Here is a 20,902-nt window from a genome sequence, read left to right as displayed (position 1 = left end):
CCGCGTCGTCGCCCCCGCCCTGGTTCGACGAAGCTGTCGCGGAGGCCGGGGGACGTGCTTGGTGGAAGTTCGGGACCCTGCAGTCGAGCACGCTGTACCAATCGTTGATCTACGGCTATCAGGCCCGTGGATTCGTACGCCCGCTCGTGGCCACCGGTCAACTGGCCGACCACACCTACGACCGCGTGCTCAGCACCGGACGCTGGGTTGCGCTCGCAACCGCGCCTGGCCAGATGGCGCCCGGCGGCCACGGTTGGTCTCAGACGCTGAAGATCCGGCTCATCCACGCCATGGTGCGTCACAGCCTCCTGGTCGACGAAGACTGGAATGTCGCCGAGTGGGGCGTCCCGATCAATCAGACGTACAGCGCCCTGACCATCGGCGGAGGATTCCTCGCCCTGCCGATGACGGTGGCAGGCGACCTGGGGATTCAATACGCATCGGCTGAGCGTGAGGCGATCGCCCACCTGTGGCGTTGGATCGGCTGGGTGATCGGCGTCGACGATGCGCTGCTCCCCAAGAACTTCGCCGCGGCACAACAACTGTTCGACATTGGTGCGCAGTTCGAACTCGAACCCGATGAGTCGTCGAAAACGTTGACGCGAGCCCTTTTACGTGAGGGCTATCGGATCGAACTGCCACTCGTCCCTGATCCGGTGACGGCGGTCGTGAACGTGATGTTGCGGCCTATGTTGTCGATGTCCTTCTCGGCGATCTCGACCCGGTGGGTGGAGAAACCGGCTGCGGGCAAGATGGGCTTGCGACGCTCCCCGCTGCACCATCTGGTCGATGTGGCGCGCCCTGCCGTGCGGCTGCGGGAGGTGGTGCGTGCCATCGGTCTGCTCGGCAACGAGAGTCAGGTGGTCAACCGGGAGATGCGCACCGTCATGCGAGGTCTGGGTATGAACGCCGCGGAGATTGACAAGATCAAAACGGTGGCGTGAACGGTGCGGGTATTGGAACTGAACCAAGATCTGCCGTGTACGGCAGAGCAGGCGTGGCGGCTGATGACCGATCCGGATCAGATGAATCGTTGGTCGAGCGCCAAGATCGTCGGAAACGATCCGGGGGTCGACGATCGATATGACCGTGCCGGCGCCCTGCGCACGGTCATCACGCCGGCGCCGATCCGCTCGGTGCTACGGGAGGTCGTGGTCGCGGCGCGGCAACCGGAGGTTTCTCGTATCGCGTCTACGCGGGCCCGGCGGCCGTGCGACACCACAACGGACGCATCGAGATCGCCGAGACCGCCGCGGGCAGCACGGTTCGGTGGACCGTCGAGATGGCGTTCGTCGTGCCGGGCCTCGGTCCGCTCGTGGAGCGGGGACTGCGCAAAGAACTGGGCGCGTCCTTGCGGAAGCTTGCCGACGAGTCGCTGACCCCGCCGGCGGCAGCACCCGATCCGGGCGCGGATCACCAACCTCGCGATCTCGTGGATCTGCAGACGCTGCGGGCGACGGCGATCTCGACGCTGGCCGAGCAGCAGTCGATAGCGGCCGACTTGCGCGACGATGATGATCCCAAGCAGTGGTTCGCTCGCGTGTACGCGATCGTGACGGAGGAGATGATCGGCCTCGTCGACCGCGGCGACCTGCAGTACCCGGACTGGGCTTTACGACTCATTCCAGATTTCCACGTGCACTACCTGCGGAATCTGCAGGGGTACAAGCGAGGCGAAGAGATCGAAGGGCCGTGGCAGGTGGCCTGGTCGCGGTGTGAACAGACCGATCCGAGGCGTCCCATTCTACCGATCATCAGCGGCATGCTTGCGGGGGTGCGCGCGCACATCGAAAGCGATCTGCCACGCTCGCTCGCAGCTGTGTATTGAACAATTATCGAGACACGCACCACTACAAAGATTTCCGCGCCGACTACCTGGCCATGGCGGACGTGTTCGGAGTCGCCTCTGATCGACTTCTCGAGCAGATGCCACAGTCCTACAAACCGCTGTGGGTGCGGGCGTCCGTACGCCTGCCCGCCGAGGTCCGGTCGGTGTTGCTCAACAAGCGCACGTTCGACATTCCGAAGCATCGGCTCGCGGCGTTCGGGTACGGCTACGAGATCGTTCTCGACCGGGGCGAGGACGCCGACGAGAACGGCGTGCCCGCCCAGGGGTGAACGTCCGGACGGCCGATTGACGAGGCTAAGATAGTGCTGATAACTTAACGGCGATCACTCAAGGAATCGCCGAAGGGACATCCCAGTGCTGTCTTCACTTGCTCGTGGTGTGATCTCCGCGCCCAAACGCGTCCTCGGTTGTGCCCTGCTGGTGCTCGTGATTTGCGGCGTGCTGGGGTCGTCTGTGGCGGCCAATCTTTCGGGTGGCGGTTTCTCTGATCCGGACTCGGAGTCCGCCCAGGCGAGTCAGGTGTTGAGCGATACCTTCGCGCGGGGCGGCCTGCAAGTGGTCGTTCGTCTGCATCAGCCGGACACCACGGACATCGTCGACAGCAACACCGCACGCGCTGCGGGAGAGACGATAGTCCGGGAACTCGATGAGATGAGTTTCGTCGAGAATCCCATCATCTCTGCCTGGACGAATCCGGAGGCCGCGGGCGCATTGGTCTCCCGCGACCGCACCTCGGGCTTGATCGTCACCACCGTCTCCGGTGGCGACAAGGAGGCAGAGGCAAACGGAAAGAAGATCGACGACCGTTTCACCGATCCTTCCTTCACCTCACAATATCCCGGCGTCGATGTACTCGTGGGCGGACAGGCCCTGGTCTACTCGCAGGTGAACGAGCAGACCAGCCACGACCTGTTCATCGCCGAAGCGATCGCGATCCCCATCAGCTTCCTGTTGCTCATCTGGGTGTTCGGCGGGCTGGTCGCAGCTGTGCTGCCCTTGGCGATCGGCATCTTCGCGATCATCGGAACCACCGCCGTGCTACGCGGATTCACGCTGTTCGCGGATGTCTCGGTCTTCGCGCTGAACCTCACCACCGCGCTCGGGCTGGCGTTGGCGATCGACTACACCCTGCTGATCATCAATCGGTATCGCGAAGAGGTGCAAGGCGGTCGAGACCGCAACGACGCGCTGACGGTGACAGTGATGACAGCGGGCCGAACCGTGCTCTTCTCTGCTGTGACGGTGGCTCTCTCGCTGGCAGCGATGGCGATCTTTCCGATGTACTTCCTACGTTCGTTCGCCTACGCCGGTCTGGCGGTGGTGGCTCTGGCAGCAGCGGCCGCGCTGATCATCGCGCCAGCGATCATCGCTGTGCTCGGCGCCCGCATCGATGCGCTCGACGTGCGCAAACCGATCCGGAAGCTGTTGGGACGCAGCGAGCCACACGTCCCTGAGCCCGAAGAATCCATGTGGTATCGGTCGACCCGGTTCGTGTTGCGTCACGCTGTACCGGTGGGATTGTCCGTGGTGGTGCTCCTGCTCGTCTTGGGCGCACCCTTCCTCGGGATCAAGTTCGGTTATCCCGACGACCGGGTGCTCCCGACCTCTGCTTCCACCCACGTGCTCGGGGATGAGCTGCGCGAAGACTATGCGCAGAACGCCTCTGCCACAGTCACGATCGTCATCCCGGATACGCGCGGCTTCGACGACGCCGCGCTCACCGGCTACGGCAAGGTCCTGTCACAGGTGCCCGACGTGACCGCCGTGAGCACGCCCGTCGGATCCTTCGTCGATGGACAGGGTGCGGGCGGGCCCGGCCCGGACATGGCCGAGGGAGACGCCGCCCTGATCACCGTGTCGTCCACGGTGGATCCGTTCTCCGACAGCGGCCGTGAGCAACTCGACGCGCTGCGTGGCGTGACACCGCCTGACGGCGCCACGACACTGTTCAGTGGTCTGGCTCAACAGAATGTCGACAATGTCGACAGCATCGTCGACCACCTGCCCGAGGTGTTCGCGGTGATCGTGGTGACGACTTTCGTGTTGTTGTTCCTGCTGACCGGGTCGGTGGTCTTGCCGCTCAAGGCGTTGGTGCTCAACGTGTTCTCGCTGACGGCGACGTTCGGCGCGATGGTGTGGATCTTCCAGGACGGCAACCTCGGAGGACTGGGGACCACGACCACCGGGACCCTGATCGCCAACATGCCGGTGCTCATGTTCTGTATCGCGTTCGGTCTGTCGATGGACTACGAGGTCTTCCTGCTCTCCCGGATCCGGGAGGAGTGGCTCAAGTCGGGCCGAACTCGTGCCGACAACGACCATGCCGTGGCCTACGGCTTGGCCCGCACCGGCCGGGTGGTCACCGCGGCCGCGCTGCTGATGGCCGTGGTGTTCGCGGGTATCGCGTTCTCGCAGGTGTCCTTCATGAGGATGTTCGGACTCGGCTTGGCCCTGGCCGTGCTGATGGACGCCACCCTGATCAGGATGTTGCTCGTCCCGGCCTTCATGAAGATCGCCGGCCGGGCAAACTGGTGGGCGCCCGCGCCGCTGCGCAAGTTCCACGACAGGTTCGGGTTGAGTGAAGAAGGTGGTCATGACAGTCGATCGACTCCGGAGGCGCAAGTCCCCGCGCGGCTCGGGTGAGCAGTTGAGGGCGGAAATCCTCGCTGCTGCAACTGACCTACTGCTGGAGAGCGGTGACGAATCAGCCGTCTCGATCAGGGCCGTCGCCAATCGGGTGGGCGTCACGCCGCCGTCCATCTACATCCACTTCGCGGACAAGGACACCCTCATCGATGAGGTTGTCGCCCACTACTTCACCCGGCTCGACGAGGTCATGCGCAAGGCCGGTGCCGAGCACGACAACACCTGGGAGGCCGCGCACGCGCAGGGCATGGCGTACGTGCGTTTCGCGGTCGAGAACGCCGAGTTGTACCGGGTGGCGACCATGAAGGTCTGCGCCGAGGGGACCGACGCAGACGAGGTGCTGAGCGACTCGGCCTTCGTGCACTTCGCCGAAACCATCGAGCGACTCATGGACGAGGGCTTCGTCGACAAGGGCGACCCGACGCCGGTGGTGATGGAGCTGTGGACGGCCGCACACGGTGTCGCCACGCTGATGATCGCCAAGCCCTACCTCCCGATGGGGGAGAACTACGAACTCGCCGAACGGGTCCTGACGTCGGTGTGCCTGGGGCGGGCGATCAAAGACGTCATCGGTGGCGACGTGGGTCCACATGAGATCAGGAAGTTCGTGCTGGAGCAGCGAGCGAGACTCGGAAGCGAATCCACCCCGCCGATTCGAGGGTGAACATGTTCTAGTTTCGCTAGTGTCTGCCGCATGGGCGTACTCGACGGAAAAATTGCACTGATCACCGGCGGTGGCAAAGGAGTAGGTCTGGGCATCGCCCAGGCGCTGAGTAAAGAAGGCGCGGATATCTTCATCTGCGGAAGGCACACCAAGCCACTGGTGATCGCGACCGAACAACTGCAGGCCAATGGTGTTCGAGCCGAATACCTCAAGGGCAACGTCAGCGACGGGGACGACTGCGCCGCGATCGTCGCTGCCTGCGCCGACCGCCTCGGCGGAGTCGACATCCTCGTCAACAACGCCAATGACGCGATGCCGATCCCTCTGCTGGATGTGAGCGACGACGATTTCACGCGGTTCTTCCAGACCGGTCCGCTGGCGGTGTTGCGACTGATGAAGGCCTGTCATCCGCTGATGGTCGCCCGGGGTGGGGGGTCGGTGATCAACCTCGTGACCTCGGCGGCAGTCCGCTGGGACATGGCCACGTTCGGCCCGTACGCGGCGGTCAAAGAAGCGACCCGGTCGCTGACCCGGGCCGCGGGCTGTGAATGGGGGAAAGACAACATCCGGGTCAATGCCATTGCGCCGCACGCCATGACGCCGTCGCTGCAGTGGTGGACCGAAACCTATCCGGAGGAGGCCGATGCGTTCATCAAGAGCATCCCGCTCGGACGCATCGGTGATGCCGAGGCCGACATCGGCCGGATCGCGGTCTTCCTCGCGAGCCAAGACGCGAGTTATCTGAGCGGTGTCACCATTCCTGCCGATGGCGGGCACAGTCGCTGGGGCTGAGCCGGGGGATGCGCGGCTCGGCAGACACGCCGTGACCTCGGTGACCCGGCCGTCTGCATGAAGAGTCAAGAGAAGGTAAAGTCGGAACTCGAACGTCACACCACTCGTTGAGTGGATATCAGCCAGTCATGAGAAGGGACCAACTACGGTGCGTGAAAGCAGCAATCCGGTGATGCGTGGTGTTGTGCGCAGCAACCAAGGCCCAGGCGGGTACGCCGGCTTTGGCGCTGGTGCGGCCGGCGCCGGCCAGGCCGCGCAATGGAATCAGCAGGCGGGTCAGCCCCAGGCCGATCCGTATGCACGTCCGGGGCAGCCGGCCGGATCCCGAACCCTGACCATCGACGATGTCGTGACGAAGACTGCGGCCACCCTTGGTGTGCTCATTCTGTCGGCCGCCCTGTCGTACTACTTCACGAGCGTGAACGAGTCCTTGGCGACGCCGCTGATGCTCGTCGGCGCTCTCGGCGGTCTCGCGCTCGTGCTGGTCGCGACCTTCGGTCGCAAGCAGGACAATCCGGCGATCGTGCTCAGCTACGCGGTTCTCGAGGGCCTGTTCGTCGGCACCATCTCGTACGTGTTCGCCAACTGGGTGGTCGCCGGTGATGTCAGTGCCGGTGCGCTGATCGGCCAGGCCGTACTCGGTACCTTCGGTGTCTTCGGCGGCATGCTGATCGTCTACAAGACCGGTGCCATCCGCGTCACCCCGCGGTTCACCCGCATGATCTTCGCGGGCCTGATCGGTGTCCTGGTGCTCATCCTGGGCAACCTGATCATCGGTTTCTTCAACGGTGGTTCCGGGCTGGGACTTCGTGACGGTGGTCCGATCGCGATCATCTTCTCGCTCGTCTGCATCGCGCTAGCCGCGTTCAGCTTCCTCATCGATTTCGACGCCGCGGACCAGCTGATCCGTTCCGGCGCTCCGTCGAAGGCGGCCTGGGGCATCGCGCTCGGCCTGACCGTCACCCTGGTCTGGCTGTACGTCGAGATCCTGCGCCTGCTCAGCTACTTCAACTCGGACTAGCGATCGAACCAAAAGAGCCCGCGACCATTCGGTCGCGGGCTCTTTTGATTGGGACAGATCAGCTCAGGCGCTCGAGCACCATTGCCATGCCCTGACCGCCACCGACACACATGGTCTCGACGCCGAGCGCCTTGTCCTGGGTGGTGAGGTTGTTGAGCAGGGTTGCGGTGATGCGGGCTCCGGTCATGCCGAATGGGTGGCCCAGGGCGATCGCGCCGCCGGAGATGTTGAGTTTGTCGTGGTCGATGCCGAGTTCGTTGGCTGATCCGAGGACCTGGACGGCGAAGGCTTCGTTGATCTCGAACAGGTCGATGTCGTCGATGCTCAGGCCGGCGTATTTGAGGGCTTTGCGGACGGCTTCGATGGGACCGAGGCCCATGATCTCGGGGGACAGGCCGGTGGCTGCGGTGGCCACGATGCGGGCGAGCGGGGTGAGCCCGAGGGCTTTGGCCTTGGTGTCACTCATGACCACGAGTGCGGCGGCGCCGTCGTTGAGGGGACAGGCGTTACCGGCTGTGACGGTGCCGTCGGGGCGGAAGACAGGCTTGAGTTGGCTGATCTTCTCGTAGGTGGTGCCTGCGCGGGGGCCGTCGTCGGTGTCGACGATGGTGCCGTCGGCCAGGGTGATGGGTTCGATCTCGCGGGCGAAGAATCCGGATTTGATGGCCTCTTCGGCGCGGTTCTGGCTGCGGACGCCCCAGTGGTCCTGGTCTTCGCGGGAGATGCCGGTGAAGGAGGCGACGTTTTCGGCGGTTTCGCCCATGGGGATGTAGACGTCGGGGAGCAGGCCCTGCTCGCGGGGATCGGACCACTTGCCTGCGCCGCCTTCGGCGGCCTTGGCGGTGCGGGCCATGGCGTCGGCGAACAGTGGGTTTTTGGTGTTGGGCCAGCCGTCGGCGTTACCGGTGCCGAAACTGGAGACGCTTTCGACGCCACCGGAGATGAAGACGTCGCCTTCACCGGCTCGGATGGCGTGCAGGGCCATGCGGGTGGTCTGCAGCGACGAGGAGCAGTAGCGGTTGACGGTGACGCCCGGTACATGGTCGAGGCCGACCTGGACGGCGACGGAGCGGGCGATGTTGAAACCGGCCTGGCCGCCGGGCTGGCCCGACCCGAGGTGGAGGTCGTCGATGTCGGCGCGGTCGAGTTCGGGGATCTTGTTCAGCACGGCTTCGACCATCTGACGGGCCAATTCGTCCGGGCGGACATCTTTGAGTGAGCCTTTGCCGGCTCGGCCGATCGGTGAGCGGGCGGTGGCGACGATGACGGCCTCTGGCATGCGGACTCCTGTGAAAATAGGTTGGACGTGCAGCTTTGTAAGGTTTCGCGATCTGACGTTACGCCAGCGAAGGAATGCCGCGGAGGCGGACCTCGAAAGCTCGCACCGGCCGGATTCGAGTCCCGCCTCATCGGCGCCGAGCGGCCCGATTCAGATAGGCCCGCGTCCGCGCCGACCACTTGTTGTCCTCGGCGATGGCGGACACCTCGGGCGGCTCGGGGAGAGGACCCGAGCCCCACTCGCCGAGCCCGGCCAGCACAGCGGGTAGGAGGATCTGGGCGGCGAGTTCATAACCGGCCGCGGACGGGTGATATCGGTCGGCCGAGAGCATCCGATCGGGGGCGGCCAGGAACTCACGGGCCAGCAGATCGGCCAGCGGAACCGGGGTGCCGCCCGCCGCCCTGGTCTCGATTGCCTGCGCCGCGGCCAATCGCAGACCGTACTGACGAATCACTGTGCGGAGCGGCTGGGGGATCGCGGCGATGACGCCGAGATCGGGGCACGTTCCGACGACCACCAGGGCGCCGGCCTCACGGAGGCGGCGGACCGCTGCTCCGAGCCGTTTGGCCGATGCCCGTACCCCGCTGGTACTCGTCACATCGTTGGCGCCGATGAAGATGATCGCTATGTCGGGTGGCGGTCCGGCGATCAGCATCGCGTCGACCTGTCCGGTCAGGCTGCGGGACGTGGCTCCGACGATCGCTTTGGTACTCAGACGGATTCGTTTGCCGGTTTCGTCTGTCAGCTTTCGGGTCAGCTGGACGCCGGGGGTCTCGTCGGCAGTCTCTGCGCCGAGGCCGGCGGCGGTCGAGTCACCGAACACCATCACGTGCAAGTCGAAGTCCTCGCCACGCCGCACCCGGAGCGGACCGAGCCCGTCCGGTCCGTAGATGCCATCGCCGTTCGGTGCGTTGTCCGTCCGATGGGGAATCACGGTTCGGGCGGTGCGAGCCTGGCCGTTGAGGAACGTCCAGGCACCCCAGCCGGCGCCGGCGGTACCGGCGGTAGCGGCGGCGGTCGCCACCAGATCACGAGCAAGCCGACGCTTGGATCCGGACACAGCTCCAACATAATCGAAGCGGTCTGGAACGATGGACTCATGCGCATCGCAAGTCACGTGACCGACCTCATCGGCAACACCCCGCTGGTTCAGCTCAACTCCGTGGTCCAGCCGGGATCCGGCCTGGTCGCGGCCAAGGTCGAATACCTCAACCCCGGCGGCAGCTCCAAGGACCGCATCGCGGTCAAGATGATCGACGCCGCAGAGGCCTCGGGAGAACTCAAGCCCGGAGGCACCATCGTCGAACCGACGTCCGGCAACACCGGCATCGGGCTGGCCCTGGTCGCTCAGCAGCGTGGGTACCACTGCGTGTTCGTGTGCCCGGACAAGGTCGGCGAGGACAAGCGCAACGTCCTCCGTGCATACGGCGCCGAAGTGGTCGTGTGCCCGACGGCCGTGCCCCCGGAGCATCCCGACAGCTACTACAGCGTCTCCGATCGCCTGACCCGTGAGATCGAGGGTGGCTGGAAGCCGAACCAGTACTCGAACCCGGCCGGACCCGAAAGCCACTACGAAACCACGGGCCCCGAGATCTGGAACGACACCGACGGCAAGATCACCCACTTCGTGGCGGGTGTGGGAACCGGTGGAACCATCACCGGTGCCGGCCGCTACCTGAAAGAGATGTCCGGCGGCAAGGTCAAGGTCGTCGGCGCCGATCCGGAGGGCTCAGTGTACTCCGGAGGCACCGGCCGTCCGTATCTCGTCGAGGGCGTCGGTGAAGACTTCTGGCCGAGCGCATACGACCCGGCGATCCCCGACGAGATCATCGCCGTCTCCGACGCCGACTCCTTCGAGATGACCCGGCGGCTGGCCCGCGAAGAGGGCCTCCTCGTCGGTGGCTCGTGTGGCATGGCCGTCGTCGCCGCCCTGCGCGTTGCCGAGCGGGAAGGACCCGACGCGCTCGTCGTCGTCCTGCTGCCGGACGGTGGCCGCGGTTACATGGGCAAGATATTCAACGATCGCTGGATGAGCAGCTACGGCTTCCTGCGGACGCCTCTGGACGGCAAGGGCAAGGTCGAACCACTCGTCGGCGAGGTTCTGCGCGGAAAGTCGGGCGCACTGCCCGACCTGGTGCACACCCACCCGTCCGAGACACTCCGCGACGCCATCGAGATCCTGCGCGAGTACGGGGTGTCGCAGATGCCCGTCGTCGGTGCGGAGCCGCCGATCATGGCCGGTGAGGTCGCTGGTGCGGTGACCGAACGTGAGCTGCTCAGCGCGGTGTTCGAAGGTCGCGCGAACCTCGCGGACCCGGTCAGTGCTCACATGGGCAAGCCGTTCCCGCTCATCGGCTCGGGGGAGCCGGTCTCGACCGCCACCAAGGCGCTCGGAGAGACCGACGCCTTGATGGTTGTGGAAGACGGAAAACCGATCGGCGTGATCACCCGTCACGACCTGCTGGGATTCGTCAGCGCAATCGCTTAGTGGTTTTTCTGCTCGGCCGCGGATTCGGGCAATTCACCGGGGCTCTACGCTGGATGACATGAGTGAGCAGCGCAGCAAAACCGACTCGCACAACTGGCAGGGATTCGCGACCAAGGCCATCCACGCCGGATACGAACCCGATCCGCTGACCGGCGCGGTGAACGTGCCGATCTACGCGAGTTCGACGTTCGCTCAAGACGGCGTCGGCGGACTCCGCGGCGGCTTCGAATACGCGCGGACCGGTAACCCGACGCGACAGGCCCTCGAAGCCAACATCGCGGCATTGGAGGAGGGCAGCTTCGGCCGGGCGTTCGCGTCCGGCATGGCTGCCACCGACGCGTTGCTGCGCGCAACCTTGCGTCCCGGCGACCACCTCGTCATCCCGAACGATGCCTACGGCGGTACCTTTCGGCTCATCGACAAGGTGTTCACCCAGTGGGGGATCGAGTACTCGGTCGCACCCGTCACCGACGTCGACGCGGTACGCGGCGCCATCCGTCCGAACACCAAGCTGGTGTGGATCGAGACGCCGACCAACCCGTTGCTCAACGTCGGCGACATCGAGGCGTTGGCAGGCGTTGCTCACGAGGCAGGCACCAAGCTCGTCGTGGACAACACGTTTGCCTCGCCCTATCTGCAACGTCCCCTCACCCTGGGTGCCGACGTGGTGCTGCACTCGACCACCAAGTACCTCGGCGGCCACTCCGACGTCGTAGGCGGGGCACTCGTCACCGACGACGAACAACTCGACACCGATCTGGCGTTTCTGCAGAACGGCGCAGGTGCAGTCCCCGGCCCGTTCGATGCCTATCTCACCCTGCGCGGTATCAAAACCCTTGCGGTCCGGATGGATCGACACAGTGACAACGCCGAGAGGATCGTCGAGTTCTTGCTCTCGCACCCGAAGATCGACTCGGTGCTGTACCCGGGGCTGGAGTCACATCCCGGGCACGCCGCGGCTGCCAAGCAGATGACTCGGTTCGGCGGAATGATCTCGGTGCGCGTGGCCGGCGGACTCGAAGCCGCGCAGCAGTTCTGCGACCGCACGGAGGTGTTCACCCTGGCCGAGTCGCTCGGCGGTATCGAGTCGTTGATCGAACATCCGGGCGCGATGACCCACGCGTCGACCGCGGGGTCGCTGCTGGAGGTCCCGGACGATCTGGTGCGACTGTCCGTCGGCATCGAAGACATCAGCGACCTGCTCGGGGACATAGAAAACGCACTGGGTTGAATTTGCTCGCTCCGCTCGCGGGGTCGTCGCGGCCCTGAGCGCGTCGTCTTCCCTCCTCCTCGCATCGCTCCGCTCGCTCCTCGTCAGTCCAGACAACGCGGGGCCGCGAGACCGTGGTGGTCGCCTGGCTGTGCTCGCTCCTCCTCAGTCCAGAACGTGCGGGGCCGCGAGACCGTTGTGGTCTCCAGTAGTGGTGGGGGCTGTCGCGAGACCGTTGTGGTCGGGGCGGTGGTTGGGAGTGCCCCGCGTCAGGCCGCAAGCTCGGCATCCCGCACCTAGGGTGGGGTGATGATTGGTTCTGACGCACTGATCGACGCAGCCCAGATCGACCGTGCCGTGCAGTTGCTGGCACCGGCGATGCGGCGCACACCGATGGTCGCCTCCCGGGCGCTGTCGGAGAAATGTGGCCATGAGGTGTGGCTCAAGTGCGAAAACCTCCAGCGCACCGGGTCATTCAAACCGCGGGGTGCGTATCTGCGGATCGCGGGACTGTCCGACACCGAGCGTGCCCACGGAGTGGTGGCCGCCAGCGCGGGCAATCACGCCCAAGGCGTCGCCTGGTCGGCAACCACGCTGGGTATCCGGTCGCGGGTGTACATGCCGATCGGGGCGTCGCTTCCGAAGATCGCGGCGACCAGGGCGTATGGCGCCGAGGTGATCCTCGAAGGCGAGTACGTCGACGACGCTCTCGAGGCCGCGCTCGCCTACGCAGACGAGACCGGCGCTGTCCTGATACATCCATTCGACCACCCCGACATCGTCGCCGGACAGGCGACGGTCGGGATGGAGATCATCGAGCAGATGCCCGCCGTCGGGACTGTTCTGGTACCGCTCGGCGGTGGTGGGCTGCTGGCGGGTGTGGCGGCCGCGATCAAACTCCACAAACCCGGTGTCCGGCTCGTCGGGGTCCAGGCGGCGGAAGCCGCGGCGTGGCCTGCGTCCCTGTCCGAGGGAAAGCCGCTGCGCGCGACGTCGATGAACACGATGGCCGACGGCATCGCGGTAGCCAAGCCCGGCAAAGTGCCGTTCGCCCACGTCTCCGACCTCGTCGACGAGGTGGTCACCGTCACCGAGGAGGCGATCTCGCAAGCGCTGTTGCTGGTACTCGAGCGCGCCAAGCTGGTGGTCGAGCCTGCCGGGGCGACGGCGGTCGCCGCCCTGACCAGCCTTGCTGATCTGCAGCTCGAGGGGGAGGTGTGCGTGGTGCTCTCGGGCGGCAACATCGACCCGCTGTTGCTCACGCAGGTCACCACCCACGGTCTGCGCGCAGCGGGTCGCTACATGACCATCACCGCCACTGTCTCCGACCGTCCGGGTGGGCTGGTGGCCTTGCTGGCCCTGCTGCGCGATCTCAGTGCCAGCGTCGTCGACGTGATCCATTCCCGGGTCAGCGGCGAGCTGCGTCTCGGAGAGGTACAGGTGACGGTGAGCCTCGAGACGAAGGGCCCTGACCACCAGGCCGAGGTCCGTCGCGCGCTCTCCGCGGCGGGTTACCTGGGGGACTGAGCGCGGCGCTGTCCGATTTTCCATAGTCTCGTAGACATGGCTATCGATTACACGAAGCGTCCGCAGTCGAATCCGACTCCTCAGACCCCGTCTCCCGCCGCGCCGCCCGCCGCACCGGCGGCGCCACCTGCACCGTCTTCCGTCGATCTCAGCAAGATCTCGCTGACCAAGAGCAGCCCCACGGTCAGTCTCGCCAAGGCGGGCGCATCCGGCGGCACCATCCGGATCAATTTGAACTGGGCACAGGGTTCGGGGGCGGGCGGTGGGTTCTTCAAACGCAAGAGCGGCGTGGACCTCGATCTCCGTTGTCTGTACGAGTTGTCCGACGGTTCTCTCGGTGGCGTCGGCGCCCTCGACCGCAACTTCGGTTCGCTGGAGAAGAGGCCCTTCATCAAACTCGATCAGGATGACCGGTCCGGCAGCGCTGCGTCGGGCGAGAACATGTTCGTCAACCTGGCCGATCCGGGAGTCTTCCGTCGCATCCTGGTCTTCGCAGACATCTATGAGGGAAGTCCGAACTGGGCGGCTGTCGACGGTGTCGTGACCGTCGAGTCGCAGTTCGGCCCGCCCATCGAGGTTCGCATGGACTCTGAGAAGAACAACCTGCGTACGGCATCGATCGCGTTGATCGAGTCGGGGCCACAAGGCGTGACGATCACCCGTGCCGTCGAATACTTCTCCGGCGGCGACAAGATGGACAAACATTTTCGCTGGGGTCTGAACTGGGGCCGCGGCAGTAAATAGCCCCGACCTCGGGTCCTGGCCCGATTCGATGACATCGACCGGCGTGACAACCCGTGTTGATTTATCAATGGTCGTTGACAAGTTACGGTCGACCTTCTAGCGTCGTGAGAACACGTTGCAAGCTAGGAGCCAGAGATGACTGAAGCACTGAAGTACGTCCCGGAGCACACCAAGGCGACGACTGGCGACGACTACGCGCAGGTGCTCGACGATCTGTCGAGTGCGTCCGTGCATCGCAACTTCGACCCGTACATCGACATCGACTGGGATGCGCCGCACATGGCTGTCGTCCCGAACGATCCCCGCTGGGTCCTGTCCAAGGACGTCGACCCCATCGGCCGGCACCCCTGGTACCAGCAGCAGCCGCTCGACAAGCAGATCAAGATCGGGATGTGGCGACAGGCCAATGTCGCCAAGGTCGGCCTGCAGTTCGAATCCGTCCTCATCCGTGGCCTGATGCAGTACAGCTTCAAGATGCCGAACGGCGCCCCTGAGTTCCGCTACACCACCCATGAGTCCAAGGAAGAGTGCAACCACACTCTGATGTTCCAGGAGTTCATCAACCGCACCGGGGTCGATGTACCCGGCGCGAAGATCGGCTACCGGATCATCTCGCCGTTGGTGCCACTGGCGTCGACCATTTTCCCGAGCCTGTTCTTCTTCGGTGTGCTCGGTGGCGAGGAGCCGATCGATCACATCCAGAAGGACTTCCTACGCAATCGTGACGAGATGCATCCGACCATGATGGCCGTGATGCAGCTTCACGTCGCCGAAGAGGCGCGGCACATCTCCTTCGCCCATCATCTCCTCCGCGAGACCATCCCTAAGAAGAACTTCTTCCAGCGTTTCCTGCTGTCACTGATGTTCCCGATTGTCATGCGGGTGCTGTGTGGCGCGATCGTGGTGCCGCCGAAGTCTTTCCAGAAGGATTACGGCGTGCCGGACGAAGTCATGAAAGAGATCTTCTGGAAGTCCGACAAATCGAAGACGTTCCTGCACAATGTGTTCGGCGACGTCCGGATGCTGGGTGAGCAGTGTGGGCTGATGAACCCGGTCTCGAGGTTCCTCTGGAAAATCCTGGGCATCGGGGGACGCCCGTCGCGGTTCCGCAGCGAACCCACTTACACGGCAGCCTGATCGGTGCCTCACGTCGTCACGCAGGCGTGCTGCGCAGACGCCTCGTGCGTGTACGCATGTCCTGTCAATTGCATCCACCCGACTCCGGACGAGCCTGACTTCCTGACATCGGAAATGCTCTACATCGACCCTGCGACCTGCGTCGACTGTGGTGCGTGCGTGAGCGCGTGCCCGGTCGGCGCCATCGTCCCGAGTCACCGGATCGAGCCCAAAGACGAGCGGTACCTGCAGATCAACGCAGAGCACTACGAAGACGTCGCGCAGTCACCGGTGCGATTCCCGGTCGACGCGAGCCTACGGTTGCCGCTGGCGCCCATCAGTGCCCCCAAGCCGATCGCGATACCGGGTGGCGGCGATATCCGGGTGGCGATCGTGGGGTCAGGACCGTCGGCGATGTATGCGGCCGACGATCTCTTGCGGTATCCCAACGTCCGGGTCACCATGTACGAGCGCCTCGACAGGCCGTTCGGGCTCGCCCGTTACGGCGTTGCGCCCGATCATCTCTCGACGAGAAAGGTGATGGCCCTCTTCGACGAGATGGCCCGCAACAACCGGCTCGACATCATGCTGAACAGCGAGGTCGGCCGCGACATCACCCTCGATGATCTCAGTCGAGAGTTCCACGGCGTCATCTACGCCGGTGGTGCAGGTAGTGACCGGCGGTTGGACATCCCCGGCGCCGACCTCGCCAATGTGGCCAGCGCCACCGAGTTCGTGGGCTGGTACAACGGCCATCCAGACCATGTGGACCGGACCTTCGACCTTTCCCATCGTCGAGTGGTGCTCATCGGCAACGGCAACGTCGCCCTCGATGTTGCCAGAATTCTCACTGCCGACCCCGACGACCTTGCCTCGACGTCGATCTCACCTGCCGCGTTGGCGGCGCTGCGGCGGTCGAAGGTCGAGGAGGTCCTGGTCGTCGGTCGACGGGGACCGCGCGACGCCGCGTTCACCCTGCCCGAGTTGGTCGGGTTGGCCGACGGCGGTGCGCATGTGGCCATCGATCCCGATCTGATCCCACCAGAGGACATCGGCGCGGTCGACGACCACACGATCGCCTCGAAACTGACTGTGCTGTCCGAAATAGCTCGACGCGCACCGGGATCCGGCCCGGTGATCAGGTTCGGGTTCCTGCGGTCGCCGGAGCAGATCACGCCCGACGCCGCCGGGTCGGTCGCCGGCGTCACCTTCGGGATCAACAAGCCCGGACCCGGTGGCATCGGGGTCGAATCCACGGGCAGCACCGAGACCATCGAAGCCGGCCTCGTCCTCACTTCGATCGGCTACAAGGGCGTCGAGGTTCCCGGCTTGCCGTTCGACCACGTTCGAGGTGTGATCCCCAATGAGGCGGGCAGGGTCGTGGGCGACAACGGTCCGATGACCGGGGTGTACGTCACCGGCTGGATCAAACGTGGGCCCTCAGGGTTCATCGGAACCAACAAGGCAGACTCCGCAGAGACGGTCTCGCAGTTGCGCACTGACCTCGAGGCGGGCCTGCTCTCCGCCGATACATCGCCGCCCCGCCGCCGTCCGCGTCCGTTCCGGCGCTGACATCCCTCACGCGGCATGAGACACCGCCCGGTTGCCGGTCAGTAGTTCCCCGGGGTCGAGGATGACGGTGACCGCACCAAGGGTCTGGCCGACCCGCTCGAACAACCGGTCGACCTGGCGACCGTCGGACGGGTCTGCGACAACGCCGTAGACCAGACCGCGCCGGGCGCCACTGAGCAGCGGAACCAGCTCGTGGACCGAATCACTCGTCAGCGCGGTGCGAACGTCATTGTCGACGAGCCCCCGAACCAAAGTGCGGGTGCGTTCGGTGCCGTCGAGTACGACGAGAACCACGTCTGCTGATGTGACCATGTGGAGCCTCCTTGAGGTGTATCTGGGTTGGACGACTCCAGATAAGCGGCCCAGCCTCCGGACTTCATCAGTCGTCGCTGTGAATCGGCAGTGACTCGAGCAGGCGTAGGCGTTGCTCGATGCGATCTCGTTCGGGGGTGACGTCGCGGCCTGATTCGGTGGACGCGGCGAGCGCCGTGATGGCATCGACCAGTTCTTCTGATTCCACCGCCACCGGAATGCGGGAGATGGCGACCGAGCTGACGGGAGGCAGCTCGGTCGTGGCCGCCTCCGTCTCGGCGCGGAGCAGGTGGGCCTGGCGGTAGGCATCGTCGCGACGTGTCTGCCAGTCGACGCGTCGCTCGGGTTGCTCGATGGCCTCGTCGAGATAGGCCCGGATCGCAGGGAGTGCCGCATCGAGCCGCGCAGTCGTCGGCAGTCGCCTCGAGTCCGGCCACAACAGATATCCGAAGACGATGGCGACGCCTGCTCCGATCACCGTGTCCAGGAGGCGCAGAGCCGGCAAGACCGTGTCCGCGGTTCCGATGCACGAGGCCAGTAGTGCGGACCCGGTGATTCCGACGACGCTGAAGGCGTACAACTTCGGGGCGGTGAGCACTGCGACCGACAAGGCGAGCGCCGCAGCGCAGGCCACCGGCAGACCACTGCCGAACACGGCGAGTACGACTGCGGCGAAGGCTGCTCCGGCGATGGTGCCGAACACGCGGTCACCGTCCGGACGAAGACCGATGCATATTCGGGCCGGACGATCACGGCGACGGTCAACGGCAACCAGAACGCGTGACTTGAATCATGTAGTGCGACTGCTATTCCGGTGGCTACCGCGAGGCACAGGCCGAGTCTCACGCCGTTTCCGCCCGCAGCCGGGGTGCGGATTGCACGAAGAGCCGATCCCATCAAGTCACGTCGACCCGGTCTGCCCGGAGCAGGTGGCCGGGTAGGCGACATCGCGAAGGCGTCGAACAGGGCCGTCATGGCGGGTGTCGGGTTATCGACGTTTATCGTCGTACGAGCGAGTGGTTCACCCCGACAGCTTGCATCTGCGGCGGCCCGGAGCAGGTCGGAGACGCTGCGCGGCACAGGATTTCCCTCTGCGTACAGTCCCGCCACCGCGAACGCAACCAGCTCGGCACGCGGGTGGTGGGTCACCGAACGCGCGTCGGCAGACGCTCTCGCGAGGCGAGCGCGCGCCGAGCGGGCCTCCGCGGAATCGATGTTGTCGCACACGGCCGCGGCGGAATCGAACACGGCTGCGACCAGAGTCCGTTCATCGCTGCCACGGTGAAACACCCAGGGAGACAACGTGGCAAAAGCCACGATCAGGGTTCCGATCAGGTACCACAGAGACTGTTCGAACGACGGAAGCGGTGAACCTCCGAACTCACCGAAGGCCAGTCCGATGGTCAGCATCATTCCGAAGGCCGGTGCATTCGGCCCGATGATCCCGATCACGCCGGATACCACCCCAGCTATGGCCGCCGCTGCGATCAGGGTTGCGGGTTGGTCGGGAACCTGCGCCCCGATTGTCAGCCCGACCACCGCGCCGCCCGCCTGGGCCAGCAACGCCCAGGTTCGGAGTCGGTATGTTCCACGGGCTGCGAATGCCACCGCGCACGCAGCACCGAAGTAAGCCATGCCGACCGCGTTGAGGTCCCCGAACACGGCGCCGACCACCGCGACAGTGCCCGCTGCCAGCGCAGTCCGGGCAGCCATTGACACCGCAAGGGGTGCTGGTTGCGGGCGCAGCGCCGCCCCGACCGATCGCATGATCGAGCCCCGAATACCCCACATCGTCAGAATCTATCTCAGAAGGGTGGTGGGTTTTCCTCGCTTTTCTGTCTGTTGCGTAGTCGTTCTTGTTGACGGCGTGTGTGTTTGGTGTGGGTGCGGGTGTGTTGTCGGGTGGGTGGTGGTGATGTGCTTCGTCGTCGGCCGGAGGTTGTGCGGGTTTGCCAGTCGTCGAAGACGATGTGGCGTAGTCCTGGGAAGAGGTCGTCGCCGGTCCAGGTGGGTCCGTGGTAGGTGCGGCCTCCTGGGGTGGTGAAGAGTAGTCGGGTTCGGCCGGTGTCGGGGTCTGGGTATTGGTCGTCGAGCCAGTCGGAGTGGGTTTTGACCAGGTGGTGGAAGCGGCAGAGTGCTTTCATTCCGTCGGGGTGGGTGTGTCCGCCGGCGTCGGGGTTGTCGTGGTTGTATTCGCTGGTGTGGTCGAGGTCGGCGGTCCAGGCGGGTTGGTTGCAGCCGGGCCACATGCAGTAGAGGTCGCGCATGCGGATGAAGTCGTCGAGGACGGTGGAGGGGCGGTAGGAGTCGCCGGGTTGTACGACTGGGAGGGGGACGGCTTGCCAATACGGTGGTGCGGCTGCTTCGGTGACCATTTCGTCGTATCGCGGGGGTTCGGGCGCGCGGGAATACACGGTCGCGCGGGTCGGGCCGCGGTCGCGGTGAGGTGCCGCAGCGGGTGGGGGAGGCGTTTGGCTCTGTCCCTCGGGCTCTGTTGCGGCGTGTTCGGCCGCTTGCTCAGGAGGGGCAGAAGTCTGGTCGGCCGCGGCTTGTTCTTGTTCACCTTCGGCTGCTTCGTTGGCGGCTTGGTCTTGGGCGTAGAGGTCGGCGTATTCGGCTTCGGCGCGTAGGTCGTGGTCGTTCCAGAGGGGTTGGGATTGTTCGTACTCGTTGCGCATCGGGCGCTGTTTGGTTTCGGGGCGTTCGGCGATGTCGCGGACATGTTCGGCGGAGATGATGCCGTGCCCTTGCAGGTAGCCGGGGTGGTCGGCGTCGCCGTTGACCGTTGCTTGGTCAGCGATGACGTGCAGGACCAGTTTCATATCGACGCCCGAGACCATCGTGTCTGCGGGCCATGTCCAGATGCTGGCTGTGCAGGGATGTTTGGGGTCTTTGGGGCACTCGCAGCTGAACTCGCGTCCCATCACCGTCGCGAAGAGGGCATCGGCCATTCGTTCGGCTTTGCGACGCGGATCGGCGTTGCACACCGACATCGCCAATTTCTCCAGGCGTTGCATGATGAGGTTGTTGGTCTCGGCGGATCCGACGGCGTCGAGCGCTGACATCCCGTCGCCGATGTTGTTGTTCCACACCCCACGACGTTTCTTGGCCTCTGTGCGGTTCTCCCTTACCAGGTCGGGGTCGCGGAGCATGATCATCGCATCGACCATGTCCCGGATCCGGTTGGTCGACCAGGATCCCCGGCGGCGTAGTTGGGCGGCGATGTCACGGTCGATATCGGCCATGTGCTCGGAGCCCTCGATCAGATCGGTGCGGGAGACGATCTGCGCGATGTGGTGGGCGGCGACGTGCCCTTCTTTCAGCAGTTGTTTGACGTGCGGGAGCCGGTCGCGCAGGGCCAGGGCTCGGGTCAGGTAGTGCTCGGCGCCTTGCTGGGTGATCTGCTGCGCCGCGGCCAGTTGCGCGGCGCAGACACTGAACGGGTCGACCGCCCGTAGCGCCACCGGGGTGTCCTCTAGGGGTGCGACGACCAGTTTGTGTAGTTGGGCGGCGCTGTCGTAGCGGACCCATTCGAAGTAGCTTTGCGCGGCGACCGACCGCTCGCAGTTGCGGAGCAACTCGTTGGGCCGCAGCCAGTTCGCGGGGCCGATACCGGCCACCCGCTGTACGTCGTAATCCCCACCCTCGAACATATGAGCGACTATGCCAGAGGGGTACGACA

The 20,902-nt window shown here is 65.0% G+C and carries 19 protein-coding genes and 1 pseudogene; 15 read left to right on the top strand and 5 right to left on the bottom strand.

What is annotated here, in order from left to right; translation table 11 throughout:
* Positions 1 to 104: 104 nt before the first annotated feature.
* The 8 genes and pseudogenes from BFL43_RS20610 (at position 105) to BFL43_RS20580 (ending at position 6,972) form a co-directional block, all read left to right on the top strand.
* Entirely contained in the window at positions 105 to 944 is an 840-nt protein-coding gene (locus tag BFL43_RS20610) for an oxygenase MpaB family protein (RefSeq protein WP_240498388.1), read from the top strand.
* A gap of 245 nt (positions 945 to 1,189) precedes the next feature.
* Positions 1,190 to 1,360: pseudogene (locus tag BFL43_RS29915) on the top strand (hypothetical protein); the annotation flags it as partial.
* A 72-nt stretch (positions 1,361 to 1,432) separates the two neighbouring features.
* On the top strand, positions 1,433 to 1,828 hold the full coding sequence (locus tag BFL43_RS29910; RefSeq protein ID WP_346425987.1) for a DUF5995 family protein: 396 nt from the start codon (positions 1,433 to 1,435) through the stop codon (positions 1,826 to 1,828).
* Positions 1,825 to 2,118, top strand: coding sequence for a hypothetical protein (locus BFL43_RS20600; protein WP_084894342.1), 294 nt, complete (start codon positions 1,825 to 1,827; stop codon positions 2,116 to 2,118). The genes BFL43_RS29910 and BFL43_RS20600 overlap by 4 nt, the downstream gene beginning before the upstream one ends.
* A gap of 85 nt (positions 2,119 to 2,203) precedes the next feature.
* Entirely contained in the window at positions 2,204 to 4,492 is a 2,289-nt protein-coding gene (locus BFL43_RS20595) for an MMPL family transporter (protein ID WP_084894341.1), read from the top strand.
* A complete protein-coding gene (locus BFL43_RS20590) occupies positions 4,443 to 5,159 on the top strand; it encodes a TetR/AcrR family transcriptional regulator (RefSeq protein ID WP_084894340.1) in 717 nt (238 codons plus the stop codon). Before BFL43_RS20595 ends, BFL43_RS20590 begins: the two co-directional genes overlap by 50 nt.
* Before the next feature lie 30 nt (positions 5,160 to 5,189).
* Positions 5,190 to 5,951, top strand: coding sequence for an SDR family oxidoreductase (locus tag BFL43_RS20585; RefSeq protein WP_084894339.1), 762 nt, complete (start codon positions 5,190 to 5,192; stop codon positions 5,949 to 5,951).
* Between the two features lie 148 nt (positions 5,952 to 6,099).
* On the top strand, positions 6,100 to 6,972 hold the full coding sequence (locus BFL43_RS20580) for a Bax inhibitor-1/YccA family protein (protein WP_084894338.1): 873 nt from the start codon (positions 6,100 to 6,102) through the stop codon (positions 6,970 to 6,972).
* A 58-nt stretch (positions 6,973 to 7,030) separates the two neighbouring features.
* Here the strand turns inward: BFL43_RS20580 and BFL43_RS20575 are convergent, their stop codons facing one another.
* A complete protein-coding gene (locus BFL43_RS20575; protein ID WP_084894337.1) occupies positions 7,031 to 8,251 on the bottom strand; it encodes an acetyl-CoA C-acetyltransferase in 1,221 nt (406 codons plus the stop codon).
* A gap of 127 nt (positions 8,252 to 8,378) precedes the next feature.
* Positions 8,379 to 9,311: an SGNH/GDSL hydrolase family protein gene (locus tag BFL43_RS20570; protein ID WP_084894336.1), complete on the bottom strand. Its 933-nt coding sequence runs from the start codon at positions 9,309 to 9,311 to the stop codon at positions 8,379 to 8,381.
* Positions 9,312 to 9,350: 39 nt separating this feature from the next.
* On the opposite strand from BFL43_RS20570, the gene BFL43_RS20565 reads away from it, so the two are divergent.
* The 6 genes from BFL43_RS20565 (at position 9,351) to BFL43_RS20540 (ending at position 16,908) form a co-directional block, all read left to right on the top strand.
* Entirely contained in the window at positions 9,351 to 10,739 is a 1,389-nt protein-coding gene (locus BFL43_RS20565) for a cystathionine beta-synthase (RefSeq protein WP_084894335.1), read from the top strand.
* A 58-nt stretch (positions 10,740 to 10,797) separates the two neighbouring features.
* Positions 10,798 to 11,970: a cystathionine gamma-synthase gene (locus tag BFL43_RS20560; RefSeq protein WP_084894333.1), complete on the top strand. Its 1,173-nt coding sequence runs from the start codon at positions 10,798 to 10,800 to the stop codon at positions 11,968 to 11,970.
* 288 nt (positions 11,971 to 12,258) lie between these two features.
* Entirely contained in the window at positions 12,259 to 13,476 is a 1,218-nt protein-coding gene (gene ilvA, locus BFL43_RS20555; protein WP_084894332.1) for a threonine ammonia-lyase, read from the top strand.
* A 36-nt stretch (positions 13,477 to 13,512) separates the two neighbouring features.
* Positions 13,513 to 14,220: a Tellurium resistance gene (locus BFL43_RS20550; RefSeq protein ID WP_084894331.1), complete on the top strand. Its 708-nt coding sequence runs from the start codon at positions 13,513 to 13,515 to the stop codon at positions 14,218 to 14,220.
* Between the two features lie 135 nt (positions 14,221 to 14,355).
* Positions 14,356 to 15,357 carry a diiron oxygenase gene (locus BFL43_RS20545; protein ID WP_084894330.1) on the top strand — a complete coding sequence of 334 codons (1,002 nt, stop codon included), beginning with the start codon at positions 14,356 to 14,358 and terminating at the stop codon, positions 15,355 to 15,357.
* A 3-nt stretch (positions 15,358 to 15,360) separates the two neighbouring features.
* Positions 15,361 to 16,908: an FAD-dependent oxidoreductase gene (locus tag BFL43_RS20540; protein ID WP_084894329.1), complete on the top strand. Its 1,548-nt coding sequence runs from the start codon at positions 15,361 to 15,363 to the stop codon at positions 16,906 to 16,908.
* Positions 16,909 to 16,914: 6 nt separating this feature from the next.
* Here BFL43_RS20540 and BFL43_RS20535 read toward each other — a convergent pair whose 3' ends face one another.
* Both BFL43_RS20535 and BFL43_RS20530 read right to left on the bottom strand, forming a co-directional pair.
* Positions 16,915 to 17,220: a hypothetical protein gene (locus tag BFL43_RS20535; protein WP_084894328.1), complete on the bottom strand. Its 306-nt coding sequence runs from the start codon at positions 17,218 to 17,220 to the stop codon at positions 16,915 to 16,917.
* Between the two features lie 67 nt (positions 17,221 to 17,287).
* Positions 17,288 to 17,923, bottom strand: coding sequence for an FUSC family protein (locus tag BFL43_RS20530; RefSeq protein WP_168176689.1), 636 nt, complete (start codon positions 17,921 to 17,923; stop codon positions 17,288 to 17,290).
* A 696-nt stretch (positions 17,924 to 18,619) separates the two neighbouring features.
* On the opposite strand from BFL43_RS20530, the gene BFL43_RS20525 reads away from it, so the two are divergent.
* On the top strand, positions 18,620 to 18,850 hold the full coding sequence (locus BFL43_RS20525; RefSeq protein WP_143695442.1) for a hypothetical protein: 231 nt from the start codon (positions 18,620 to 18,622) through the stop codon (positions 18,848 to 18,850).
* A 175-nt stretch (positions 18,851 to 19,025) separates the two neighbouring features.
* Here BFL43_RS20525 and BFL43_RS20520 read toward each other — a convergent pair.
* A partial coding sequence (locus BFL43_RS20520; protein ID WP_346425985.1) for a DUF222 domain-containing protein occupies positions 19,026 to 20,902 on the bottom strand: 1,877 nt, incomplete at its 5' end.

This window comes from Williamsia sp. 1135 (assembly GCF_002095395.1).
Lineage (GTDB): Bacteria > Actinomycetota > Actinomycetes > Mycobacteriales > Mycobacteriaceae > Williamsia.
Note: the sequence above shows the minus strand (reverse complement) of the source record. Positions and strands in the feature narration are given on the sequence as shown.